This is a genomic window from Enterobacter sp. DTU_2021_1002640_1_SI_PRY_ASU_LCPMC_013, assembly GCF_032389435.1.
In the GTDB taxonomy this organism is placed as follows: Bacteria; Pseudomonadota; Gammaproteobacteria; order Enterobacterales; family Enterobacteriaceae; genus Enterobacter; species Enterobacter hormaechei_C.
In genome coordinates this window covers 3,881,826-3,903,653 of record NZ_CP135594.1, presented here as the reverse complement: position 1 = coordinate 3,903,653, position 21,828 = coordinate 3,881,826, and the positions used below count along the sequence as shown (strand labels likewise).

The window sequence follows — 21,828 nt, the reverse complement described above, 5'->3', positions numbered from 1 at the left end:
TATGGACAGACAGGGTAAATGTACAGGAAGTGAAAAATTGGTAGCGTTGCTACCGTGGTCTGAATCGCAGACCAATTGCAAACACAACAACACAACATCACAACCGTAAGCCAAAAGCCCTTCAGAACACGCATTCCAAAAAAAGCTTTTCGTTCCGGCTCAGGAAGTGCCGCCACTATAGGTATTTGCTGGTAGTTCCTCAACGGACAAATTATAATGGCTCAGATAAAAAAAACTAATAGGTTAAACGTTGTTTCCTATATGTTAAATCTCGTTAACATCTAAGCCAGATAACCATGTCCAAGCGATTGCCACCCCTAAATGCATTACGTGTTTTTGATGCAGCAGCACGCCACCTCAGCTTCACCCGCGCAGCCGATGAGCTTTTTGTGACACAGGCCGCAGTAAGTCATCAAATCAAGTCTCTGGAGGATTTTCTGGGGCTTAAGCTGTTCCGTCGACGCAACCGTTCGTTGCTGTTGACCGAAGAGGGGCAGAGCTATTTTCAGGATATTAAAGAGATTTTTTCCCAGCTGACGGAAGCCACTCGCAAGCTTCAGGCCCGGAGCGCAAAAGGCGCTCTGACTGTGAGTTTATTGCCCAGTTTTGCCATTCAGTGGCTGGTGCCGCGACTCTCAAGCTTTAACTCAACTTATCCGGGAATCGATGTCCGAATCCAGGCGGTGGACCGTCAGGAAGACAAGCTGGCAGATGATGTGGACGTAGCGATTTTTTACGGTCGAGGTAACTGGCCGGGCTTGCGTGTGGAAAAATTATACGCAGAATATCTGTTGCCGGTCTGTTCACCGCTGCTGCTGACGGGGGATAAAGCGCTCAAAACGCCCGCCGATCTGGCGCAACATACGCTTTTGCACGATGCTTCGCGTCGCGACTGGCAAACTTATACCCGCCAGTTAGGTCTTAATCATATAAACGTGCAGCAGGGGCCCATTTTTAGCCACAGCGCGATGGTGCTACAGGCTGCCATTCACGGGCAGGGCGTGGCGTTGGCAAACAACGTTATGGCGCAGTCCGAAATTGAGGCAGGCCGTCTGGTTTGCCCATTTAACGATGTACTGGTCAGCAAGAATGCATTTTATCTGGTTTGCCATGACAGTCAGGCAGAACTGGGTAAAATAGCCGCTTTCCGGCAGTGGATACTGGCGAAAGCGGCAAGCGAGCAAGAAAAATTCCGCTTCAGGTATGAACAATAACGTTTGTGTGTCGGGCACGCATCAATTCAGGACTTAAACATGACCAGCCGATTCATGCTGATTTTCGCCGCGGTGAGTGGCTTTATTTTTGTAGCTCTGGGCGCGTTTGGCGCGCATGTCTTAAGCAAATCTCTGGGCGTTGTGGAGATGGGTTGGATCCAGACCGGCCTTGAATATCAGGCGTTCCACACGCTGGCAATTTTTGGGCTGGCGGTGGCGATGCAGCGCCGCATCAGCATCTGGTTTTACTGGAGCAGCGTCTTTCTGGCGCTGGGTACCGTACTGTTCAGCGGCAGTCTTTACTGTCTGGCGCTGTCGCATTTACGCCTGTGGGCGTTTGTTACACCTGTCGGCGGCGTCAGCTTCCTGGCGGGTTGGGTGTTAATGTTTATCGGAGCTATCCGTCTGAAACGCAAGGGCGTTGTTCATGAATAAGGTTGTTTTATATTGTCGCCCGGGGTTTGAGAAAGAGTGCGCCGCGGAAATCACCGATAAAGCGGCGAAGCGTGAAGTCTTCGGATTCGCTCGCGTCAAAGAGAACGCGGGCTATGTGGTATTTGAATGCTATCAGCCTGATGATGCCGACAAGCTGGCGCGCGAACTGCCGTTCAGCTCATTGATTTTCGCCCGTCAGATGTTTGTCGCGGGCGAACTGCTGAAAGATCTTCCGCCGGAAGATCGCATCACGCCGATTGTTGGCCTGTTGCAGGGCGTGGTGGAGAAGGGCGGCGATTTGCGCGTGGAAGTGGCCGACACCAACGAAAGCAAAGAGCTGATGAAGTTCTGCCGTAAGTTCACCGTGCCGCTGCGCGCGGCGCTGCGTGATGCGGGTGTGCTGACAAACTACGAAACGCCAAAGCGCCCGGTCGTGCATATCTTCTTTATTGCGCCAGGATGTTGCTACGCCGGCTACTCGTATACCACCAATAATTCGCCGTTCTTTATGGGGATCCCGCGTCTGCGCTTCCCGGCAGACGCGCCGAGCCGTTCAACCCTGAAGCTGGAAGAGGCGTTTCACGTCTTTATCCCGGCGGACGAGTGGGACGAACGTCTGGCAAACGGCATGTATGCCGTCGACCTTGGCGCGTGCCCGGGCGGCTGGACCTATCAGCTGGTGAAACGCAATATGTGGGTTTCGTCTGTGGATAACGGCCCGATGGCGCAAAGCCTGATGGATACCGGGCAGGTCACCTGGCTGCGTGAGGACGGCTTCCGCTATCGCCCGAACCGCAACAACATCTCCTGGATGGTGTGCGACATGGTAGAAAAACCGGCGAAAGTCGCGGCGCTGATGGCCTCCTGGCTGGTGAACGGCTGGTGTCGTGAGACGATTTTCAACCTCAAGCTGCCGATGAAAAAGCGCTACGAAGAGGTGTCGCAGAACCTGGCTTATATTCAGCAGCAGCTGGACGAACACGGGATTAACGCGGAAATCCAGGCGCGCCAGCTTTATCACGACCGCGAAGAAGTGACGGTCCATATCCGTCGCTGGTGGGCGGCCGTGGGTGGGCGTCGCGACGAACGATAACGTTTGTAACGCCCGGTGGCGCTGCGTTTACCGGGCCTACAAAATCGTGTAGTTGTTTTAACGTTCTAACCTTAACTGCTGTAAATTCCCGTCCAGCTGTAAATCCGTCTGTAGCGTCGCCACCTCCCGGCAGATAAACGCCATCTCTTTATGCGCCTCCAGCTTTTTGCGCCATTTTTCCGGCACTTCATCAAGCCTGGCGTAAATTCCTTCCAGACTCTGAAACTCCGTCAGCAACTGTGCGGCGCTTTTGGGTCCAATACCGGCGACACCCGGCACTTTAGAGCTGCTGATCCCCGCCAGCCCCCAGTAATCCGGCAGTTGCTCAGGCGATACGCCAAACTCGCTGGCAATGAATGGCGCGTCCAGCCAGCGTTTTTGAAAGTAGTCCCGGATGCGGATCGTTGGTGAGAGCAGCTGGCAGTAGCCTTTGTCGGTTGAAACGATAGTTGCCTGATGCCCGGCGCTCGCGACTTTAACCGCCAGCGTTGCGGCTAAATCGTCAGCCTCATTACCGTGGGCGCCCCAGCACGGAACGCCGCGCTGCTCAAAGGCCGCGCGGATAGCGGGCATTTCTGCGTGCAGATCGTCCGGCATCGGCGCACGTCCGGCTTTGTAGTCCGGCAGGCGCTGGTGCCGCCAGCCGGTATTGCGTGCTTCATCGTCGAATACGGCAACAGCGTGGGTGGGTTCGCTATGGCGAATGAGCTGCTCCAGCGCGTGTAAACAGGTGTCCTTGCAGGGGGTGCCCTGTACCGCATGAATACGGCGAATCAGGTTAAGTGCATCGACGATAAGCAAATGAACGGCCACAGATAATCTCCCTTCTGTCTAATGGGTGAAGGGTAACACTGAGCGCAGCATGAAACTATGAATGGTGGGGAAAACAGGAAGAAGCCTCGCAAAACGAGGCTTCCTGAGAGGCTTAATCGCAGGTGACGATCTTCATCGCCAGGCCACCGCGGGAGGTTTCGCGGTATTTGGCGTTCATATCTTTACCGGTTTCGTACATGGTTTCGATAACCTTGTCGAGGCAGACGCGCGGTTCGCTGGTACGACGCAGCGCCATACGGGCCGCGTTCACCGCTTTCACAGAGGCGATGGCGTTACGCTCGATGCATGGCACCTGGACCTGTCCGCCGACCGGATCGCAGGTCAGCCCCAGGTTATGTTCCATGCCGATTTCCGCCGCAATACAAACCTGCGCAGGACTTGCGCCCAGTAGTTCGGCCAGACCCGCCGCCGCCATAGAGCAGGCGACGCCCACTTCACCCTGACAGCCCACTTCCGCGCCGGAAATCGAGGCGTTCATCTTGTACAGTGAGCCAATCGCACTGGCGACCAGCATATACCGCGCGAGTGAGTTTGCATTCACTTCACGGATAAACTTGTCGTAATACGCCAGAACCGCCGGAACAATTCCGCACGCCCCGTTGGTTGGCGCGGTGACGACGCGGCCACCCGCGGCGTTCTCTTCGTTCACCGCCAGCGCGAACATGTTGATCCAGTCGACGACGGCCATCGGGTCGGTGGTGGTTTTGTCGGTGCTGACCAGCATGCGGCGCAGCGCAGCCGCACGACGCGGAACACGCAGTTTACCCGGCAGCACGCCTTCGGTGGTGATCCCGCGCTCAATGCCGCTGCGCATCACTTCCCAGACGTTAGCGAAGTGCTGTTCCAGCTCCTCTTTGCTGTGCAGGGCCAGCTCGTTTTTCATCATCAGGCCGGAGAGAGAAAGCCCTGTCTCCTGGCAGTGACGCTGTAAGTCGGCCGCGTTTTTGTAAGGGTACGGCACATCAACGGCAGAATTGGTGCTTTGACCAAAATGGTCCTCGTCGACGATAAACCCGCCGCCGATGGAGTAATACGTCTGGCTGTAAACCGCTTTGTCGCCGGCCAGCGCGGTAATGCGCATGCCGTTTTCGTGCAGCGACAGGTTATCCGCATGGAAATTCATGCAGTGATCAACCGGGAATTCAACCTCATGCTCGCCGTTCGCCAGCAGCAAACGACCGTGGGTGTTCACGTCCTGGATAAAGCCAGGTATTGCATCAATATCAACGGTATCCGGCAGATTACCCGCCAGCCCCATGATAATGGCAATATCGGTATGGTGGCCTTTACCGGTCAGGGAAAGGGAACCATATACATCGACAACCACGCGGGTGATGTCGTGCAAAATGCCGCGTGCAATCAAGTCATCCGTGAATTGTTTACCGGCTTTCATTGGTCCGACGGTGTGAGAGCTGGAAGGACCAATACCGATTTTGAAGATATCGAATACGCTAATCATGATGCGTCCATTGCTTCAGTCAGAGGGGAGAAGTGCGCCGTCCGCAGACGGCGCAGGAGGTATTAGCTGAACAGCGAGTAGAAAATAGCGGAGATGGCAATCAGGCCCATCACAACAACGAACACGTTGCTGATATGGCCGCTGTATTTACGCATCGCAGGCACTTTCTGAATCGCGTACATCGGCATCAGGAACAGGATCATCGCGATAATCGGGCCGCCCAGGGTTTCAATCATGCCCAGAATGCTTGGGTTCAGGGTGGCTACCGCCCAGGTGGTCACCAGCATGAACAGCGCAGTGATTTTGTTCAGACGGTTGATTTCAATGGTCTTGCCTTTACCACGCAGAGATTTAATCACCATGCCGTTGAAGCCTTCACGTGCGCCCAGGTAGTGGCCCAGGAAGGATTTGGTGATGGCGATAATTGCGATGATCGGCGCCATCCACGCAATCAGCGGTGCGTTAAAGTGGTTTGCCAGGTAAGACAGAATAGAGATGTTCTGCTCTTTCGCCGCCGCCAGATCCGCCGGGGAGAGGCTCAGCACGCAGCTGAACACGAAGAACATTACGGTCAGTACCATCATGATGTGCGCGCGAGCCAGGATGCTGGAGCACTTCTTCTCTGCGCCATTGCCGTACTCTTCACGCTTCGCTACTGCGAAGGAAGAGATGATTGGCGAGTGGTTGAAGGAGAACACCATCACCGGGATCGCCAGCCACAGGGTCAGCAGCAGACCGTTGCCGGTCGTGGATGCGCTGCTCAGAGACAGGGTTTCCAGCGCAGCGCCGTTCCACTGTGGGATCAGGTACAGAGCCAGCACCATCAGAGCCGCAACAAACGGGAACACCAGCACGCTCATCGCTTTCACAATCATCTGCTCGCCGAAGCGCACGATGGTCATCATACCGACGATCAGGATCAGGGACAGAATCGCACGCGGCGGCGGGGTCATCTGAAGCTGGTGCATCATAAAGCTTTCTACGGTGTTGGTGATAGCAACGCTGTACACCAGCAGAATCGGGTAAATCGCGAAGAAGTAGAGCAGGGTAATCAGCTTACCTGCGCCGACGCCGAAGTGTTCTTCGACGACTTCAGTGATGTCTTCGCCCGGGTTTTTACCGGACAGCACGAAGCGGGTCAGGCCTCGGTGCGCAAAGAAGGTCATCGGGAAGGCAATGAGGGCCATGATGATCAGCGGGATCATACCGCCGACACCTGCGTTGATAGGAAGGAACAGTACACCAGCGCCGATTGCTGTGCCGTACAGGCCAAGCATCCACATGGTATCCGTTTTGCGCCAACCGCTTCGGGATTCAATCGAAGCAACGGTGCTGGTTTGAGTGGTTTCCATCTGTATCTCCTGGAGGAAGCAAATTGTCAGGTTTTTAGTCAAATCCGATGAAAAAGCGCCTGACGGTAATATGAAATTCGTTCAGTGACGGTTTTTTAATAATTTTTGCCCGTAACTATTGGCGGGCGGAAAGATACATTCTAGTTATGAATCTATCAGTGATCGCGATCCCAAATGCAATAATCCACTTGTGATGTGGGTATCTTTAGACCATTTATCTGTTAAAAAAACATCAAAGAGAATTTACGGGCGCGAAGGCTACCATTAACGACATGTTTTCGAAAAGGTCGACCCGCGAGATAGGTGTCTTTCGCTGTAAAGAAATGGGATTTTAGGATTTTCTGGCGGGTAATTTCGATTAAGACTGATTATTTACGGTTTCAAAAACGAGGTAATCGTTTGCGCAGGCGTCAGATTTGTTAATAACATTGAAGATCGCTATGAATTGCAACACGAATAAAAAAGCCGGATGACGATCCGGCTTGAGAGGAGAGGAATGTCGCTTTACTTGATGATTTCGTAACACGGAATATAGGCAGAGCCTGGAAGCTTCATGCGGTGCTGAGCGACAAAGCCCTGCAACATATCATCCATGCGGCGCATCATCTCCGGATCACCGTGGATCTTATACGGGCCAAACTCTTCAATTGCGCGTATCCCCACCTCTTTCACGTTCCCCGCCACGATGCCAGAGAAGGCGCGACGCAGGTCGGCAGCCAGCACTTCCACCGGCTGATCCGGATAGAGTTTGAGGTTCGCCATGTTCTCATGCGACGGCTCGAAGGGGATCTGAAGATCCGGTGCGATACGGATGGACCAGTTAAAGCTGTAGGCATCCCCGGTATCACGACGATTCTCTTTCACCAGCGGCATTGCTTTTTTCATCTGACGGGCCACTTCTGCGGCATCGTCAATAATAATGCGGTAGTGACGGCGCGCGTCTTCGCCCAGCGTATGCACGATAAACTCGTCCAGCACGCGGAAGTAGTCGGCGCTCTCTTTCGGGCCGGTCAGGATCAGCGGCAGAACCTGATCTTTGTTGGCCGGGTTCATCAGGATCCCGAGCAGATAAAGCAGCTCTTCCGCCGTACCTACGCCGCCCGGGAAGATAATAATGCCGTGCGCGATACGGACAAACGCCTCAAGACGTTTTTCGATATCCGGCATAATAATCAGTTCGTTAACCAGCGGGTTAGGCGGCTCAGCGGCGATGATCGACGGCTCGGTCATGCCGATAAAACGGCCTTCTTTATAGCGTTGCTGCGCGTGACCTACTGCCGCGCCTTTCATTGGTGCTTCCATCGCGCCAGGACCGCAACCGGTACAGATATTCAGTTCGCGCAGGCCGAGCTGCGTCCCCACGCGGCGGGCATACAGGTATTCGGTTTCGTTAATAGAGTGACCACCCCAGCAGACGACCATGTTCGGCGCTTCGCCCACGTGCAGGGCGCGGGCGTTACGCAGAATAGAGAAGACCAGGTTAGTGATATGAACGGAACTTTCCAGGTCAAGATGCTGGAAACGTCCGGCGTTGCTGATCTGTCCGTTAACAAACAGAATGTCGCGCAGCACGGCAAACAGGTTGGCCTGAAGTGAGCGAATAATACGCCCGTCGACAAAAGCGTCTTCCGGCGGGTTGATCACTTCCAGCTTCACCCCGCGCTCGCGGCGCAGCACGTTGATATCAAAACTTTCGAAGCGGGACAGCAGCTCTTTACTGTTGTCGGTCAGGCTTCCGGAGTTCAGTACGGCAAGTGAACAGTTACGAAACAGTTGATAAAGGTCGCTACTGGCGGTGCGTTTAAGCATGTCCACTTCCAGCTGCGACAACATATCCATAGAGCCAAGCGGGCTAATATGTGTAATCAAGTGAGCTCCTTATGGGACGATTATCGTCTTTCCCTGTTGATTACAATAGCCCTGGCTTATGACGTTTCACAACACTTCGGGCGGAATACCGCCCGCATATTGTGAAAATATTTATCTTACTGGCGCACCAGCCGTCCGGTGGCAGGCACAAAATCGGTATTGGTGCGCCACGGATTGATATCCAAACCGCCGCGACGGGTGTAGCGGGCATAAACGCTCAGCTTTTCGGGCTGGCAGAAACGCTGGATGTCGTTGAAGATGCGCTCCACGCACTGCTCGTGAAATTCGTTGTGATGACGGAATGACACCAGGTAACGCAGCAGCTTTTCACGGTCAATCTGCGGGCCGCGGTACTGGATCTGTACCGAGCCCCAGTCCGGCTGATGGGTGATAAGGCAGTTGGATTTCAGCAGATGGCTGACCAGCGTCTCGCTGACCACTTTTCCGCCCGCCGCGTTTTCCAGGTAGTCGGTGCTAAATTCATAGCTTTCCACCTCAATGTCCTGATCGTCGATGCAGGTGCCGTGGAAATGGGCAATGGGCTGTCCTTCCAGCTCATGCAGACGGTATAACGAGACGGTTACGTTGCCCTGCGCGCACGCGCTTAAATCACGTTCAAGCGTCTGTTGTACCTCGTCCCAGCTGTTGAATTTGGTCTGGTTAAAGCTGTTGAGATAGAGCTTAAAGCTCTTGGATTCGACCAGGTTTACGCTGGCGTAATCCAGCTCGACGTGGCCCACGGCCACCTGCGGCAGACCGCGCGCATTCAGCCAGGAGAGTTCGTACAGCGTCCAGATGTCGCCGCCGACAAACGGCAGCGCGTCAGCGTGCAGCCCGAGCGGATCGCGGTTCAGACTGCGCGGCACGCCCTGCAACAGGCTTGCATCGTAGGTGTCGCGGTAATCGGTCGATTTACCCAGCGTTAAGCCCGTTAACGCCTGATGATTTTCGTAAGACATGTTTCATAGCCACTTTACAGGTACACTTATGGGCTGAGTTTATCCTGTCTTACAAGAAGAGAGAAATCGGTGGATATCGAAACTGCAAATGCCCTGACGTCCTTCACGACCCGCTATTGCGATGCCTGGCATGAAAAGCGGGGGACGTGGCCGCAAAGTACTGACTTATATGGCGTGCCGTCACCGTGCATTATCGCTTCGCAGGATGATTACGTTATCTGGCAACCGAAACCGTTCACGGGCGAGCAGAATGTAAATGCGGTTGAACGCGCGATGGACATTGTGATACAACCTGCGCTTCATGCATTTTATACCACGCAGTTTGCCGGGGATATGACTGCATGTTTTGCAGGACAGCCGTTGACGCTGCTGCAAACCTGGAGCGAAGACGATCTGCAACGCGTTCAGGAAAACCTCATTGGTCACCTGGTCACGCAAAAACGCCTTAAGCTCTCTCCGACTCTTTTTATTGCGACACTCGACAGTGAACTGGACGTCATTTCTGTCTGCAACCTGTCTGGTGAGGTCATCAAAGAGACGCTCGGCACCCGCAATCGCGACGTTCTCGCGCCTTCACTTGCGGATTTTCTTACCCAAATTGAGCCGCTTCTGTAATCCATGATGCTACTGGACGTGTGAGAGATCTCTTACACGCTCTGTGAGACATCGCCGAAACAGTTAGCGTTGCCTTAGGAATTTCAGATTAATATTAACTTTTCTTTCAACAGGTTAGTGTTTTTCTGAAAGGAAATCCCCCGTTTCGCCTGGCTTACATTGCTTACAAGGTGGGTTGTAAGACGAAGCAGAATAGCGGATTCTATCTGTGTCGACAGGATGCCGACACGAGAAACGAACATCAGGATGATGGCGTTTCTTACCAGGGACACGTCAGGATGACGCCGCAGGAAGGCTTCAGGATGAAGCAAAGTGGATCACGCAGGATGCGTAAGGGACACCTCCAGGAAGGAGAACGAGAGCCGGTCAGGATGGTCGGTGGGTCAGGATGGCCAGGACGTTTCAGGATGAAACCTACACATCAGGACGATGTGAGCAGGAAGCAAAAGGTAAAGGGATGACCAGGCCTTCGGGCATCAGGAAAAGTTGTCACGGATGAGCAGGGAGCACGTATTGTAGCTGGAATGCTGCGAAACGAACCGGGAGCACTGTTTTTACAGTGCTCCCTTTTTTTATTTCTGTCTTCCGCAATGCTATGCTTCGCGCCATTCCGTTTTTCAGTTGAGGTTACTATGACGCATCACGACAGCGTTCGTGCGCAGTTGCACGCCATCGAAGCCCTTATGCGCCAGCATCAGCTGTGGCAGGATAATGCGCCGCAGCCAGACGCGTTCGCCAGCACCCAACCGTTTTGTCTGGATACGCTGGCCCCCTTCGAGTGGCTCCAGTGGGTTTTAATTCCGCGTATGCACGCGCTGCTGGAAGGTGGCCACGCGTTGCCCGCGTCTTTTGCCGTCTCTCCCTATTACGAAATGGCGCTGGAAGCGACCCACCCGGCGCGTGCCATGATGCTGGTGGAGCTGGAAAAGCTGGATGCGCTTTTCTCCGGTGACGATGCATGACGCTTGAGATCCTTTATCAGGATGAGTGGTTAGTGGCGGTGAATAAACCGTCCGGCTGGCTGGTGCACCGTAGCTGGCTCGATCGCGATGAGAAAGTCGTGGTCATGCAAACCGTGCGCGATCAGATCGGTCAGCACGTCTTTACTGCCCATCGTCTGGATCGGCCAACCTCTGGCGTTCTGCTGATGGGGCTTTCCAGTGAGGCGGGTCGACTGCTTTCGCAGCAGTTTGAGCACCACCAGATGCAAAAGCGCTACCACGCCATCGTGCGTGGCTGGCTGACGGATTCCGCCACGCTTGATTATCCGCTGGTGGAGGAACTGGATAAAATCGCCGATAAATTTGCCCGCGAAGATAAAGGCCCGCAGCCTGCGGTGACCGACTATCGCGGTATGGCGACCACAGAACTGCCGGTGGCGACCAGCAAATTTCCGACCACGCGATACAGTCTGGTTGAGCTTTTGCCCAAAACCGGGCGCAAGCACCAGCTTCGCCGCCACCTTGCACATCTGCGCCACCCGATTATCGGCGACAGCAAGCACGGCGATCTGCGCCAGAACCGCAGCGCGGCCGAGCACTTTGGCTGTAACCGGCTGATGCTGCACGCCAGCGAGCTACGCCTGACGCACCCGTTTACCGGCGAACCGCTGACTATTCGCGCGGGGCTGGACGAGGTCTGGATGCAGGCGTTGTCACAGTTTGGCTGGCTGGGACAACTCCCCGAAAATGAAAGGGTTGAGTTTGCCGCAGGCAACGTTCAGGATGAACAGCAAGCGCAATAATTACGGGAGCAAAGCATGGCTGAAGTAGGCATTTTTGTCGGCACGATGTACGGCAACTCGCTGCTGGTGGCGGAGGAAGCGGAAGCAATCCTCGTAAACCGGGGCCATAAAGCAACGGTCTATGAAGATCCGGAGCTGGCGGACTGGGAAAAGTATAAAGATAAATACATTCTGGTGGTGACCTCCACCACCGGGCAGGGCGATCTGCCGGACAGCATCGTCCCGCTTTTCCAGGGCATTAAAGACCAGCTCGGCTATCAGCCAGATGTTCACTATGGCATCATCGCCCTCGGCGATAGCTCTTACGCTAATTTCTGCGGCGGCGGTAAACAGTTCGACGCGCTGTTGCAGGAACAGAGCGCTCAGCGCGTCGGAGAGATGTTGCTGATTGATGCGGGTGAACACCCTGAGCCAGAAAGCGAGTCAAACCCGTGGGTCGAGCACTGGGCAACGCTGCTTAAATAACCCTGCGCTATACCAATGCCAGGCCGGGTCAGGCGTAGCCGCCACCCGGCATTACACCCCGCCCCAAACGCCATTTCCGTGAACCACCTTCCACTCCTCTGGGCTTATGCCCTAAACAACCTCCCTCACGCCCTTCAATACTGTGTTTTTGCACGGTGAGGTGAAGAGGCACTCCTTCATATACTTTTCCCGTCACTATAAAACGGCTTCTGGCCGTACCAAAACCAAACACAAATCTCTCATTCTGATTACCCTACAGGTGCTGTACAGAATGAACCAGGCGAAAGCTATGTTTCAGGAGTGCAACAATGAGTACATTAAGCCACGCGGCGAGCAGCGCTGAGAAGCGCACCAACGCCCGCTACTGGATAGTGGTGATGCTGTTTATCGTCACCTCTTTCAACTACGGCGACCGTGCCACGTTATCCATTGCCGGCTCTGAGATGGCAAAGGACATCGGACTTGATCCGGTAGGTATGGGTTATGTTTTCTCCGCATTTTCATGGGCCTACGTAATCGGCCAAATCCCTGGCGGCTGGCTGCTGGACCGCTTTGGTTCAAAACGGGTCTATTTCTGGTCCATTTTCATCTGGTCGATGTTTACCCTGTTACAGGGCTTCGTGGATATCTTCAGCGGCTTCGGCATTATCATTGCGCTCTTTACCCTCCGCTTCCTGGTGGGCTTAGCGGAAGCGCCATCATTCCCTGGCAACAGCCGTATTGTGGCCGCCTGGTTCCCGGCGCAGGAGAGGGGAACGGCGGTAGCCATCTTTAACTCGGCGCAATACTTTGCGACGGTTATTTTCGCGCCAATCATGGGCTGGCTGACGCACGAAGTGGGCTGGTCGCACGTCTTCTTCTTCATGGGCGGGCTGGGGATCGTCATCAGCTTCATCTGGCTGAAAGTGATCCACGAACCAAACCAGCATCCGGGCGTGAACAAGAAAGAGCTGGACTACATTGCTGAAGGTGGGGCGCTGATCAACATGGATCAGAAAACCCAGAAAGCTAAAGTTCCGTTCAGCCAGAAATGGGGGCAGATCAAACAGCTCGTCGGCTCACGGATGATGATCGGTATCTATCTCGGCCAGTACTGCATTAACGCCTTAACTTACTTCTTTATCACCTGGTTCCCGGTTTACCTGGTACAGGCGCGCGGGATGTCGATTCTGAAGGCGGGGTTTGTCGCCTCCGTCCCGGCCATCTGCGGCTTCGTGGGTGGGGTGCTTGGCGGGGTCATCTCCGACTGGCTGATGCGTCGTACCGGTTCGCTGAATATTGCGCGTAAAACGCCAATCGTACTCGGCATGCTGCTCTCCATGACCATGGTGTTCTGTAACTACGTCAGCGCGGAGTGGATGATTATCGGCTTTATGGCGATGGCCTTCTTCGGTAAAGGCATTGGCGCACTGGGCTGGGCGGTGATGGCAGATACCGCGCCGAAAGAGATCAGCGGCCTGAGCGGTGGTCTGTTCAACATGTTTGGCAACATTTCCGGCATTGTCACCCCAATCGCTATCGGTTACATCGTCGGCACCACTGGCTCCTTCAACGGCGCGCTGATTTATGTAGGCGTCCATGCGCTGGTGGCGGTACTCAGTTATCTGGTGCTGGTGGGTGACATCAAACGAATCGAACTGAAACCTGTTGGGGAGCGCGGATGATGACAACGCAATCAAGCCCGATCGTGACGGAGATGAAGGTCATTCCGGTGGCGGGGCAGGACAGCATGCTGCTCAACATTGGTGGCGCGCATAACGCCTGGTTCACCCGCAACATTGTGGTGCTGACCGACAGCGCAGGGAATACCGGCGTCGGTGAAGCGCCTGGCGGAGAGGTGATTTACCAGACGCTGGTCGACGCCATCCCGCAGGTGGTTGGGCAGGAGGTCGCCCGCCTGAACAAGGTGGTTCAGCGGGTGCATAAGGGTAACCAGTCGGCGGATTTTGATACCTTCGGCAAAGGCGCCTGGACGTTTGAACTGCGCGTTAACGCGGTGGCGGCGCTGGAGGCGGCTCTCCTCGATTTACTGGGCAAGGCGCTGAACGTGCCGGTCTGCGAACTGCTGGGGCCAGGCAAACAGCGTAATGCGGTAACGGTGCTGGGCTATCTGTTCTACGTTGGCGACCGGACGAAAACCGATCTGCCGTATCTGGAACGCTCGCCGGGCAGCCACGAGTGGTATCACCTGCGTCATCAGGAGGCGCTCTCTGGCGAGGCGGTGGCACGCCTTGCAGAGGCGGCGCAGGATCGCTACGGCTTCAAAGACTTCAAGCTGAAAGGCGGCGTTCTGCCCGGCGAGCAGGAGATTGACAGCGTGCGCGCGTTGAAAAAACGCTTCCCGGAGGCACGCATCACCGTCGATCCGAACGGCGCCTGGCTGCTGGATGAAGCTATCACGCTGTGCAAAGGGCTGGGCGACGTGCTGACCTACGCGGAAGATCCGTGCGGCGCCGAGCAGGGATTTTCTGGCCGCGAGGTGATGGCCGAATTCCGCCGCGCTACCGGGCTGCCGGTTGCGACCAACATGATCGCCACCAACTGGCGTGAAATGGGCCATGCGGTGATGCTGAATGCGGTGGACATACCACTGGCGGACCCGCACTTCTGGACCCTTTCCGGCGCGGTGCGCGTGGCGCAGCTGTGCGATGACTGGGGGCTCACCTGGGGCTGCCACTCCAATAACCATTTCGACATTTCGCTGGCGATGTTTACCCACGTTGGCGCGGCGGCGCCGGGCAACCCGACCGCCATCGATACGCACTGGATCTGGCAGGAAGGCGAAGCGCGCCTGACCAAAAATCCACTTGAAATCAAAAACGGCACAATTGCCGTACCGGATGCGCCGGGGCTGGGCGTAGAGCTTGACTGGGATCAGATCCACAAGGCGCATGAAGCGTATAAAAAACTGCCGGGCGGCGCGCGCAACGACGCAGGCCCGATGCAGTACCTTATCCCCGGCTGGACATTTGACCGTAAGCGCCCTGTATTTGGACGTCACTGATAAAAGGATCGAACGATGAGCACATTTTCTACCCCTGTAGTCACCTCCATGCAGATCATTCCTGTCGCGGGACATGACAGCATGCTGATGAACCTGAGCGGCGCCCATGCGCCGTTCTTCACCCGTAATATTGTGGTGATCAAGGACAACTCAGGGCATACCGGTGTCGGTGAAATCCCGGGCGGGGAGAAGATCCGTAAAACGCTGGAGGACGCCATTCCGCTGGTGGTGGGTAAAACGCTGGGCGAGTACAAAAATGTGCTGACTCGCGTGCGTACGACCTTTGCCGATCGTGATGCGGGTGGCCGTGGTCTGCAAACGTTTGATCTGCGCACCACTATCCATGTGGTCACGGGCATTGAAGCCGCGATGCTGGATCTGCTGGGCCAGCATCTTGGCGTCAATGTCGCCTCCCTGCTGGGCGACGGCCAACAGCGCAGCGAAGTGGAAATGCTCGGCTACCTGTTCTTTATCGGCAACCGCAAACTCACCCCGCTGCCGTACCAGAGCCAGCCGGACGAAAAATGCGACTGGTATCGTGTGCGTCACGATGAAGCGATGACCCCGGACGCGGTGGTGCGCCTGGCGGAAGCCGCGTATGAAAAATATGGCTTTAATGACTTCAAGCTGAAAGGCGGTGTACTGGCGGGTGAAGAAGAAGCAGAGGCGATCGCCGCGCTGGCGAAGCGCTTCCCGCAGGCGCGCGTCACGCTGGATCCGAACGGTGCCTGGTCGCTTGATGAGGCGATAAAAATCGGTAAGCAGCTTAAAGGCGTGCTGGCCTATGCGGAAGATCCGTGCGGTGCAGAACAGGGGTTCTCCGGACGTGAAGTGATGGCGGAGTTCCGTCGCGCCACCGGGCTGCCAACCGCCACCAACATGATCGCGACCGACTGGCGTCAGATGGGGCACACGCTCTCGCTGCAATCGGTGGACATTCCGCTGGCAGACCCGCACTTCTGGACGATGCAGGGCTCGGTTCGCGTGGCGCAGATGTGCCATGAGTTCGGCCTGACCTGGGGCTCGCACTCCAACAACCACTTCGACATTTCGCTGGCGATGTTCACCCACGTGGCGGCTGCCGCGCCGGGCAACATTACCGCCATCGACACCCACTGGATCTGGCAGGAGGGCAACCAGCGCCTGACCAAACAGCCGTTTGAAATCAAAGGCGGTATGGTGCAGGTTCCTGCTACGCCGGGTCTGGGCGTTGAGCTGGATATGGACCAGGTCATGAAAGCGCATGAGCTATACCAGAAACACGGCCTGGGGGCGCGTGATGACGCGCTGGCGATGCAATACCTGATCCCAGAGTGGACATTCGACAATAAACGTCCGTGCATGGTACGATAAGCGCATTGGGACCGCTCCCATGAGTGGTCCCTTACGTGGTGTATGCTTAACGTAACTAACATGCGTAAGGATGGCTTATGAAAATTGTTATCGCTCCGGACTCGTATAAGGAAAGCTTGAGCGCGCTGGAGGTGGCGACAGCGATAGAGGTCGGTTTTCGCGACATTTTCCCGTCAGCGGACTATGTCAAATTACCGGTTGCCGATGGTGGCGAAGGGACGGTGGAAGCGATGGTGGCAGCCACGCATGGGCGTCTTGTCCATGTTCCCGTTACCGGGCCTTTGGGTGAACGCGTGGAAGGGTTTTTCGGGTTATCCGGAGACGGGAAAAGCGCCTTTATCGAGATGGCGGCAGCGAGCGGTCTGGAGCTTGTTGCTCCGGCAAAGCGTAACCCGTTAATCACCACCTCCTGGGGAACCGGGGAACTGATCCGCCATGCGCTGGATGCGGGCGTTAAGCATATCATTATTGGCATTGGAGGCAGCGCGACCAATGACGGTGGCGCAGGCATGGTGCAGGCGCTGGGCGTAAAACTGCTGGATGCGAAAGCGCAGCCCGTAGGGCCGGGCGGCGGCGAACTGGCAAGCCTTGCGCATATCGATCTTAGCGGGCTGGATAAGCGGCTGGCAGACTGTCGAATTGAAGTGGCCTGCGATGTGACCAACCCCCTGATCGGCGAAGCTGGCGCTTCTGCGGTATTTGGTCCGCAGAAAGGGGCGACACCGGAGATGGTCAGGACGCTGGACAACGCGCTGGCGCATTACGCAAAAATTATCGCCCGGGATCTGGATATTGACGTCTTAAACCTGGCGGGCGGCGGTGCGGCTGGCGGAATGGGGGCGGCGCTGTATGCATTTTGCGGCGCACAGCTCCGTCAGGGGATTGAGATTGTCACCGATGCCCTGCATCTTGATGAACAGGTCGCGGACGCCGATCTGGTGATCACGGGCGAAGGGCGTATCGACAGCCAGACGATCCACGGCAAAGTGCCCGTTGGCGTGGCGAGAGTCGCGAAACGCTATAACAAGCCAGTTATCGGCATTGCCGGCAGCCTGACGGCGGATGTTGGCGTGGTGCATGAGCATGGACTGGATGCCGTATTCAGCGTGATCTACACCATCTGCTCGCTGGAGGATGCGCTGGAAAATGCGCAACAGAATGTACAGTTGGCCGCAAGGAATATTGCGGCGGTGATAAAGATGGGGCAGGGGATGTCGCGTTAACGTTCGTGCTCCTGTAGGCCCGGTAAGCGAAGCGCCACCGGGCTTTGGTCTTAGCTCCCCAACACCTTCATTGCTTCCCGCGTCACGTTGTCCATCTCGTCCAGCAGCTCCAGGAACTCCGGTTCGAGATCGGATTCTGGCGTACCCGCGCGGAGCTGCTGTTCAAGCAACTGGCAGAGATTTTTCAACCGCGGTACGCCGCTGTAGCCGCAGCTGCCATGCAGTTTATGAATGGCTTCCAGCAGTCCTTCGGGGTTTTCACCCACCAGCTGTTCTTCAACCTTGTTACGGATCTCAGGCAGGAAGTCCACCAGCATTTGCAGCATATCGCGGGCCAGATCGGGTTTGCCCGCCGCCTGGCGCAGCGCCAGTTGCCAGTCAAACGTGGCATTCTGGTTAATGCTGATCTCCGGCGATTCAGCTGTAATGGTGTATGTCCCGCCAATGTGCCCCGGCTTGTAGCGCAGCAGCAGGCTGTGCAGCTTCTCTTCGTCGATCGGTTTCGCCAGATAATCGTTCATGCCCGCACCCAGCAGTTTCTCCTTTTGCCCCGCCATCGCGTGCGCCGTCACGGCAATCACCGGCGTCTGCTGCTGGTGCGGAAGCTGGCGAATCAACTCGCAGGCGCGGATGCCGTCCATGCCCGGCATCTGAATATCCATCAGGATCAGGTCGAACTGCATCTGTTTGGCTTGTTCCACGGCTTCGGCGCCGCTGGTACACAGCTCAACATGCTGAACCTGATCCTCAAGCAGCACGCCAATCAGCTTCAGGTTCGCCGGGTTGTCGTCCACGGCCATCACCGTCATCGGCAGCTTATGTTCGTCGTTTTCCAGCGGCAGGGACTGATGCGTCAGACGGCAATATTCGGTCAACGCAGGTAACAGTCGTGTGGCGGTGAGGGGTTTCAGCAGACACGCCGCCGCTCCGTCGTTTTTCAGCTCTTCGGCGTTGATTTGGGCGTGGCACGGCAGCGCCAGCAGCAGGTAGTCCGTCATTGAGGCCGCCTTCGCCAGGCGTTCCTGCTGCATGGTCAGTTCTCCGGTAAACGTCACCGGAATCCCCAACAACAGGATATCGTAATGATCGTTCGCCAGCGCGGAGAAGGTCGGGCTGTAGATGACCTCCAGCGGCGTGCTGCTTAATACATCCAGCGTACACTGCGCCGCCGCGGCATTCGGTTCCACATAGGCCAGACGCATCCCTTTCAGGCAGCCGGTGACCGGGCCGTCGGTCTGCACGTTCGGGTTAAGATCAAGGTTGATATGGAACCAGAAGGTTGAGCCCCGGTTAGGCTGGCTGTGGAAGGAGATATCGCCTCCCATCTCTTTCACCAGCTTTTGGGTGATCACCAGCCCCAGGCCCGTTCCGCCGTGACGACGGGAAATGCTCGCATCGGCCTGGCGGAAAGCCTGGAACAGACGCGTCTGATCGCGCTCCGGAATACCAATTCCGGTATCCCGGATCTGCACTTCAATCTGGACTTTGTTATTACTGAGCGCCCTTTTTTCGACCAGAATATCGATGTTGCCGCTCTCGGTGAACTTAATCGCGTTGCCCACCAGATTGGTAATGACCTGTTGCAGGCGCAGCGGGTCGCCAATGACGTTATCCGGCACATCATTTTTAATATTGAGCGTCAGTTCCAGACCTTTATCATGCGATGAGTGGGCAAGAAGCGTGACCACGTCATCCAGCGTGCTGCGCAGCGGGAAGGGAATACTCTCCAGAATCAGCTTGCCCGCTTCCAGCTTCGAGAAGTCCAGTACGTCGTTAATAATGGTCAGCAGGTTGTTGGCTGAGCGTTCAATGGTATGCAGATGGTCACGCTGGGTCGGGTTCAGCTCGCTTTTGAGCGTCAGACGGGTGAAGCCAATCACCCCGTTCAGCGGCGTGCGCAGCTCGTGCGACATGTTCGCCAGGAACTCAGACTTAATACGTGCCGCCTCCTGCGCACGTTTTTTCGCCAGATCCAGCTCCACGTTCTGGATCTCCATCTGCTCCAGCGTTTCGCGCAGGTCAGAGGTGGCCTGGTCAACGTTGTGCTGCATCTCTTCGTGATAAGCCGCCAGCGACATCGCCATTGAGTTGATGCCGTTTTTCAACATATCCAGCTCGCCGAGCATAAAGCCTTCCACGCGGCTGTCGAGCTGACCCCGGCGGATGCGGTCAACGGTATTCACCATGTTGCGGATAGGCCCCGTGACGTCGCGCATCAGCCGCCAGCCGAAGATCAGCGCGATGCCGATACAGAACAGCATCATCACGCCGGAGATGAATATTTCTTTGTACTGCTGGAGCCGCACCGACTTGAGATCCAGCTCCAGCGCCACATATCCCAGCATATTATTGCTGGACTTCGCATCGGACTGGGCGGATTCATCGGGTGAATAGCTTTCGGAGATAATCGGCGTGCGCAGGATCATGATATCGCCGCGCCGCAACACCGTAAGATGACGCGGGAAGGGGGTACCATCCGGGATTTTCAGCGACGTGGGATCCAGATGGAAATTCGAGGTGACGAACAGACGGTTATGCTCATCGTAAACGGAAATGGCGCGCACAATCTCTGAATGACGGCGGTGCAGCACGCTGATTAACTGACCAATGGATTCACGGTTTTGCAGGTTCATACCGTACTCGCTGGAGACGGCCAGCGGTTCGATAATGCTGGCCCCGGCATCTTCAAGCTGTCTCTGCAAATCGTTATAGCGATGCACCACAAAGAAAATGCTCAGCAGCAAACCGATGAGAACGGTAGGAGCGAGGATCAAAATCATCATGCGCGCGCGCAGGCTGTAGTTGGTCATGGAGTTCCGTTATGGGACAATCAGGCTAATTATGTTTATTTGAGAACAATCTCGGCGATGGCGCAATTCTACTCTGCAAAACGACGCGTGACGACGCGTCAGATCATAACTGTTGAAGCCACGGACCTCGATCCTTTTGGACAGGGGGTGGCGCGTCACAAGGGTAAGACACTGTTTATCACAGGTTTGCTGCCAGGAGAACGCGCAGATATTACGCTGACGGAAGACAAACGTCAGTATGCGCGCGGTCAGGTCAAGCGCCGTCTTAATGATAGCCCGGAGCGCGTGATGCCTCGCTGCCCCCATTTTGGCGTCTGCGGTGGCTGCCAGCAACAGCATGCCAGCACAGAATTACAGCAAAAAAGTAAAAGCAGCGCGCTGGCCCGCCTGGTCGGACACGACGTGAATGACATCATTGCCGATCGGCCCTGGGGCTACCGTCGCCGCGCTCGCCTGAGCCTCAGCTACCAGTCCAAAACCGAGCGGCTGGAGATGGGTTTTCGCAAAGCCGGCTCCAGCGATATCGTCTCTGTCACGCAGTGCCCTGTTTTGGTGCCCCATCTTGAGGCGTTGCTCCCGGACGTGCACCACTGTCTTGCATCGCTGGATGGCGTGCGTTCGCTGGGCCATGTCGAACTGGTGCTGGCCAACAGTGGCCCGCTGATGGTACTGCGCCACACCGCGCCGCTGTCAAAGGCGGATCGCGAAAAACTGGAACGCTTTTCGCATTCTCATGAGCTTGCGCTTTTCCTCGCGCCGCAAAGCGAGATACTTGAGCAGGTCAGCGGAGAAGCGCCCTGGTATGCGTCAGACGGGCTACGCTTAACGTTCAGCCCGCGGGATTTTATCCAGGTTAACGACGGCGTGAACCAGCAGATGGTGGCGAACGCGCTGGCGTGGCTGGACGTACAGCCCACTGACCGGGTGCTCGATCTGTTCTGCGGTATGGGGAACTTTACCCTGCCGCTGGCCCGCAAAGCAGCAAGCGTGGTCGGGGTGGAAGGCGTTGAGGCGCTGGTGGTGAAAGGCCAGGAAAACGCCCAACAGAACGGCTTGCAAAATGTGACATTCTTTCATCAAAATCTTGAGGATGATGTTACTCAGCAACCGTGGGCTAAGCAGGGCTTTGATAAGATCCTGCTCGACCCGGCGCGCGCAGGTGCGCCGGGCGTGATGCAGCATATAATTAAACTCGCGCCTGAACGCGTGGTCTATGTTTCCTGTAACCCGGCGACGCTTGCCCGTGACAGCGAAGCATTATTGAGCGGGGGTTACCAGATTCGACGTCTGGCAATGCTGGACATGTTCCCGCACACTGGTCATCTGGAATCGATGGTGTTGTTCGAGCACATCTAATGAGTTTGGCTTGTCGACTTCGACAGGCCCTTGTCCCTAAAGG

Annotated in this window: 18 protein-coding genes; 12 read left to right on the top strand and 6 right to left on the bottom strand. The window is 56.0% G+C overall.

The window, feature by feature from the left end; translation table 11 throughout:
• The first annotated feature begins 296 nt into the window (after positions 1 to 296).
• The 3 genes from gcvA to rlmM are packed head-to-tail and all read left to right on the top strand — an operon-like array spanning position 297 to position 2,742.
• Positions 297 to 1,214, top strand: a complete 918-nt coding sequence (gcvA, locus tag RS584_RS18625; RefSeq protein ID WP_003862758.1) for a glycine cleavage system transcriptional regulator GcvA — start codon at positions 297 to 299, stop codon at positions 1,212 to 1,214.
• 39 nt (positions 1,215 to 1,253) lie between these two features.
• Entirely contained in the window at positions 1,254 to 1,649 is a 396-nt protein-coding gene (locus tag RS584_RS18620; RefSeq protein ID WP_003862756.1) for a DUF423 domain-containing protein, read from the top strand.
• A complete protein-coding gene (gene rlmM, locus RS584_RS18615) occupies positions 1,642 to 2,742 on the top strand; it encodes a 23S rRNA (cytidine(2498)-2'-O)-methyltransferase RlmM (protein WP_003862754.1) in 1,101 nt (366 codons plus the stop codon). Before RS584_RS18620 ends, rlmM begins: the two co-directional genes overlap by 8 nt.
• A gap of 57 nt (positions 2,743 to 2,799) precedes the next feature.
• On the opposite strand, the gene xni is transcribed toward rlmM, so the two are convergent.
• The 5 genes from xni to queF form a co-directional block, all read right to left on the bottom strand.
• The gene (gene xni, locus RS584_RS18610) at positions 2,800 to 3,555 is read right to left on the bottom strand and encodes a flap endonuclease Xni (protein ID WP_023295348.1); all 756 of its coding nucleotides are present in this window, start codon (positions 3,553 to 3,555) and stop codon (positions 2,800 to 2,802) included.
• 112 nt (positions 3,556 to 3,667) lie between these two features.
• Positions 3,668 to 5,035, bottom strand: a complete 1,368-nt coding sequence (locus RS584_RS18605) for an L-serine ammonia-lyase (protein WP_015571736.1) — start codon at positions 5,033 to 5,035, stop codon at positions 3,668 to 3,670.
• Between the two features lie 62 nt (positions 5,036 to 5,097).
• Positions 5,098 to 6,387, bottom strand: coding sequence for an HAAAP family serine/threonine permease (locus tag RS584_RS18600; protein ID WP_003862749.1), 1,290 nt, complete (start codon positions 6,385 to 6,387; stop codon positions 5,098 to 5,100).
• 504 nt (positions 6,388 to 6,891) lie between these two features.
• Entirely contained in the window at positions 6,892 to 8,256 is a 1,365-nt protein-coding gene (ppnN, locus tag RS584_RS18595; protein ID WP_003862748.1) for a nucleotide 5'-monophosphate nucleosidase PpnN, read from the bottom strand.
• Between the two features lie 116 nt (positions 8,257 to 8,372).
• Positions 8,373 to 9,215, bottom strand: a complete 843-nt coding sequence (queF, locus tag RS584_RS18590) for an NADPH-dependent 7-cyano-7-deazaguanine reductase QueF (RefSeq protein ID WP_032669303.1) — start codon at positions 9,213 to 9,215, stop codon at positions 8,373 to 8,375.
• 69 nt (positions 9,216 to 9,284) lie between these two features.
• Here queF and syd point away from each other — a divergent pair, with 69 nt between their 5' ends.
• From syd to RS584_RS18550, 8 genes are all read left to right on the top strand, one after another.
• Positions 9,285 to 9,830 carry a SecY-interacting protein gene (syd, locus tag RS584_RS18585; protein WP_032669304.1) on the top strand — a complete coding sequence of 182 codons (546 nt, stop codon included), beginning with the start codon at positions 9,285 to 9,287 and terminating at the stop codon, positions 9,828 to 9,830.
• Positions 9,831 to 10,462: 632 nt separating this feature from the next.
• On the top strand, positions 10,463 to 10,792 hold the full coding sequence (locus tag RS584_RS18580) for a YqcC family protein (protein WP_315748437.1): 330 nt from the start codon (positions 10,463 to 10,465) through the stop codon (positions 10,790 to 10,792).
• Positions 10,789 to 11,574 carry a tRNA pseudouridine(65) synthase TruC gene (gene truC / locus RS584_RS18575; RefSeq protein ID WP_023295347.1) on the top strand — a complete coding sequence of 262 codons (786 nt, stop codon included), beginning with the start codon at positions 10,789 to 10,791 and terminating at the stop codon, positions 11,572 to 11,574. The genes RS584_RS18580 and truC overlap by 4 nt, the downstream gene beginning before the upstream one ends.
• Before the next feature lie 15 nt (positions 11,575 to 11,589).
• Entirely contained in the window at positions 11,590 to 12,039 is a 450-nt protein-coding gene (locus RS584_RS18570) for a flavodoxin (protein WP_047734878.1), read from the top strand.
• A 308-nt stretch (positions 12,040 to 12,347) separates the two neighbouring features.
• A complete protein-coding gene (gudP, locus tag RS584_RS18565) occupies positions 12,348 to 13,703 on the top strand; it encodes a galactarate/glucarate/glycerate transporter GudP (RefSeq protein ID WP_003862734.1) in 1,356 nt (451 codons plus the stop codon).
• On the top strand, positions 13,703 to 15,043 hold the full coding sequence (locus RS584_RS18560) for an enolase C-terminal domain-like protein (RefSeq protein ID WP_315750011.1): 1,341 nt from the start codon (positions 13,703 to 13,705) through the stop codon (positions 15,041 to 15,043). Before gudP ends, RS584_RS18560 begins: the two co-directional genes overlap by 1 nt.
• 15 nt (positions 15,044 to 15,058) lie before the next feature.
• Positions 15,059 to 16,396 (top strand): glucarate dehydratase, encoded by a 1,338-nt coding sequence (gudD, locus tag RS584_RS18555; protein ID WP_032619132.1) that lies wholly within the window; start codon positions 15,059 to 15,061, stop codon positions 16,394 to 16,396.
• A 77-nt stretch (positions 16,397 to 16,473) separates the two neighbouring features.
• Positions 16,474 to 17,619, top strand: a complete 1,146-nt coding sequence (locus RS584_RS18550) for a glycerate kinase (RefSeq protein ID WP_039269892.1) — start codon at positions 16,474 to 16,476, stop codon at positions 17,617 to 17,619.
• 50 nt (positions 17,620 to 17,669) lie between these two features.
• Here RS584_RS18550 and barA read toward each other — a convergent pair whose 3' ends face one another.
• Positions 17,670 to 20,429 carry a two-component sensor histidine kinase BarA gene (gene barA, locus RS584_RS18545; protein ID WP_133983167.1) on the bottom strand — a complete coding sequence of 920 codons (2,760 nt, stop codon included), beginning with the start codon at positions 20,427 to 20,429 and terminating at the stop codon, positions 17,670 to 17,672.
• Positions 20,430 to 20,486: 57 nt separating this feature from the next.
• Between barA and rlmD the strand changes: the two genes are divergently transcribed.
• On the top strand, positions 20,487 to 21,785 hold the full coding sequence (gene rlmD, locus RS584_RS18540) for a 23S rRNA (uracil(1939)-C(5))-methyltransferase RlmD (protein ID WP_219378453.1): 1,299 nt from the start codon (positions 20,487 to 20,489) through the stop codon (positions 21,783 to 21,785).
• Positions 21,786 to 21,828 lie beyond the last annotated feature (43 nt).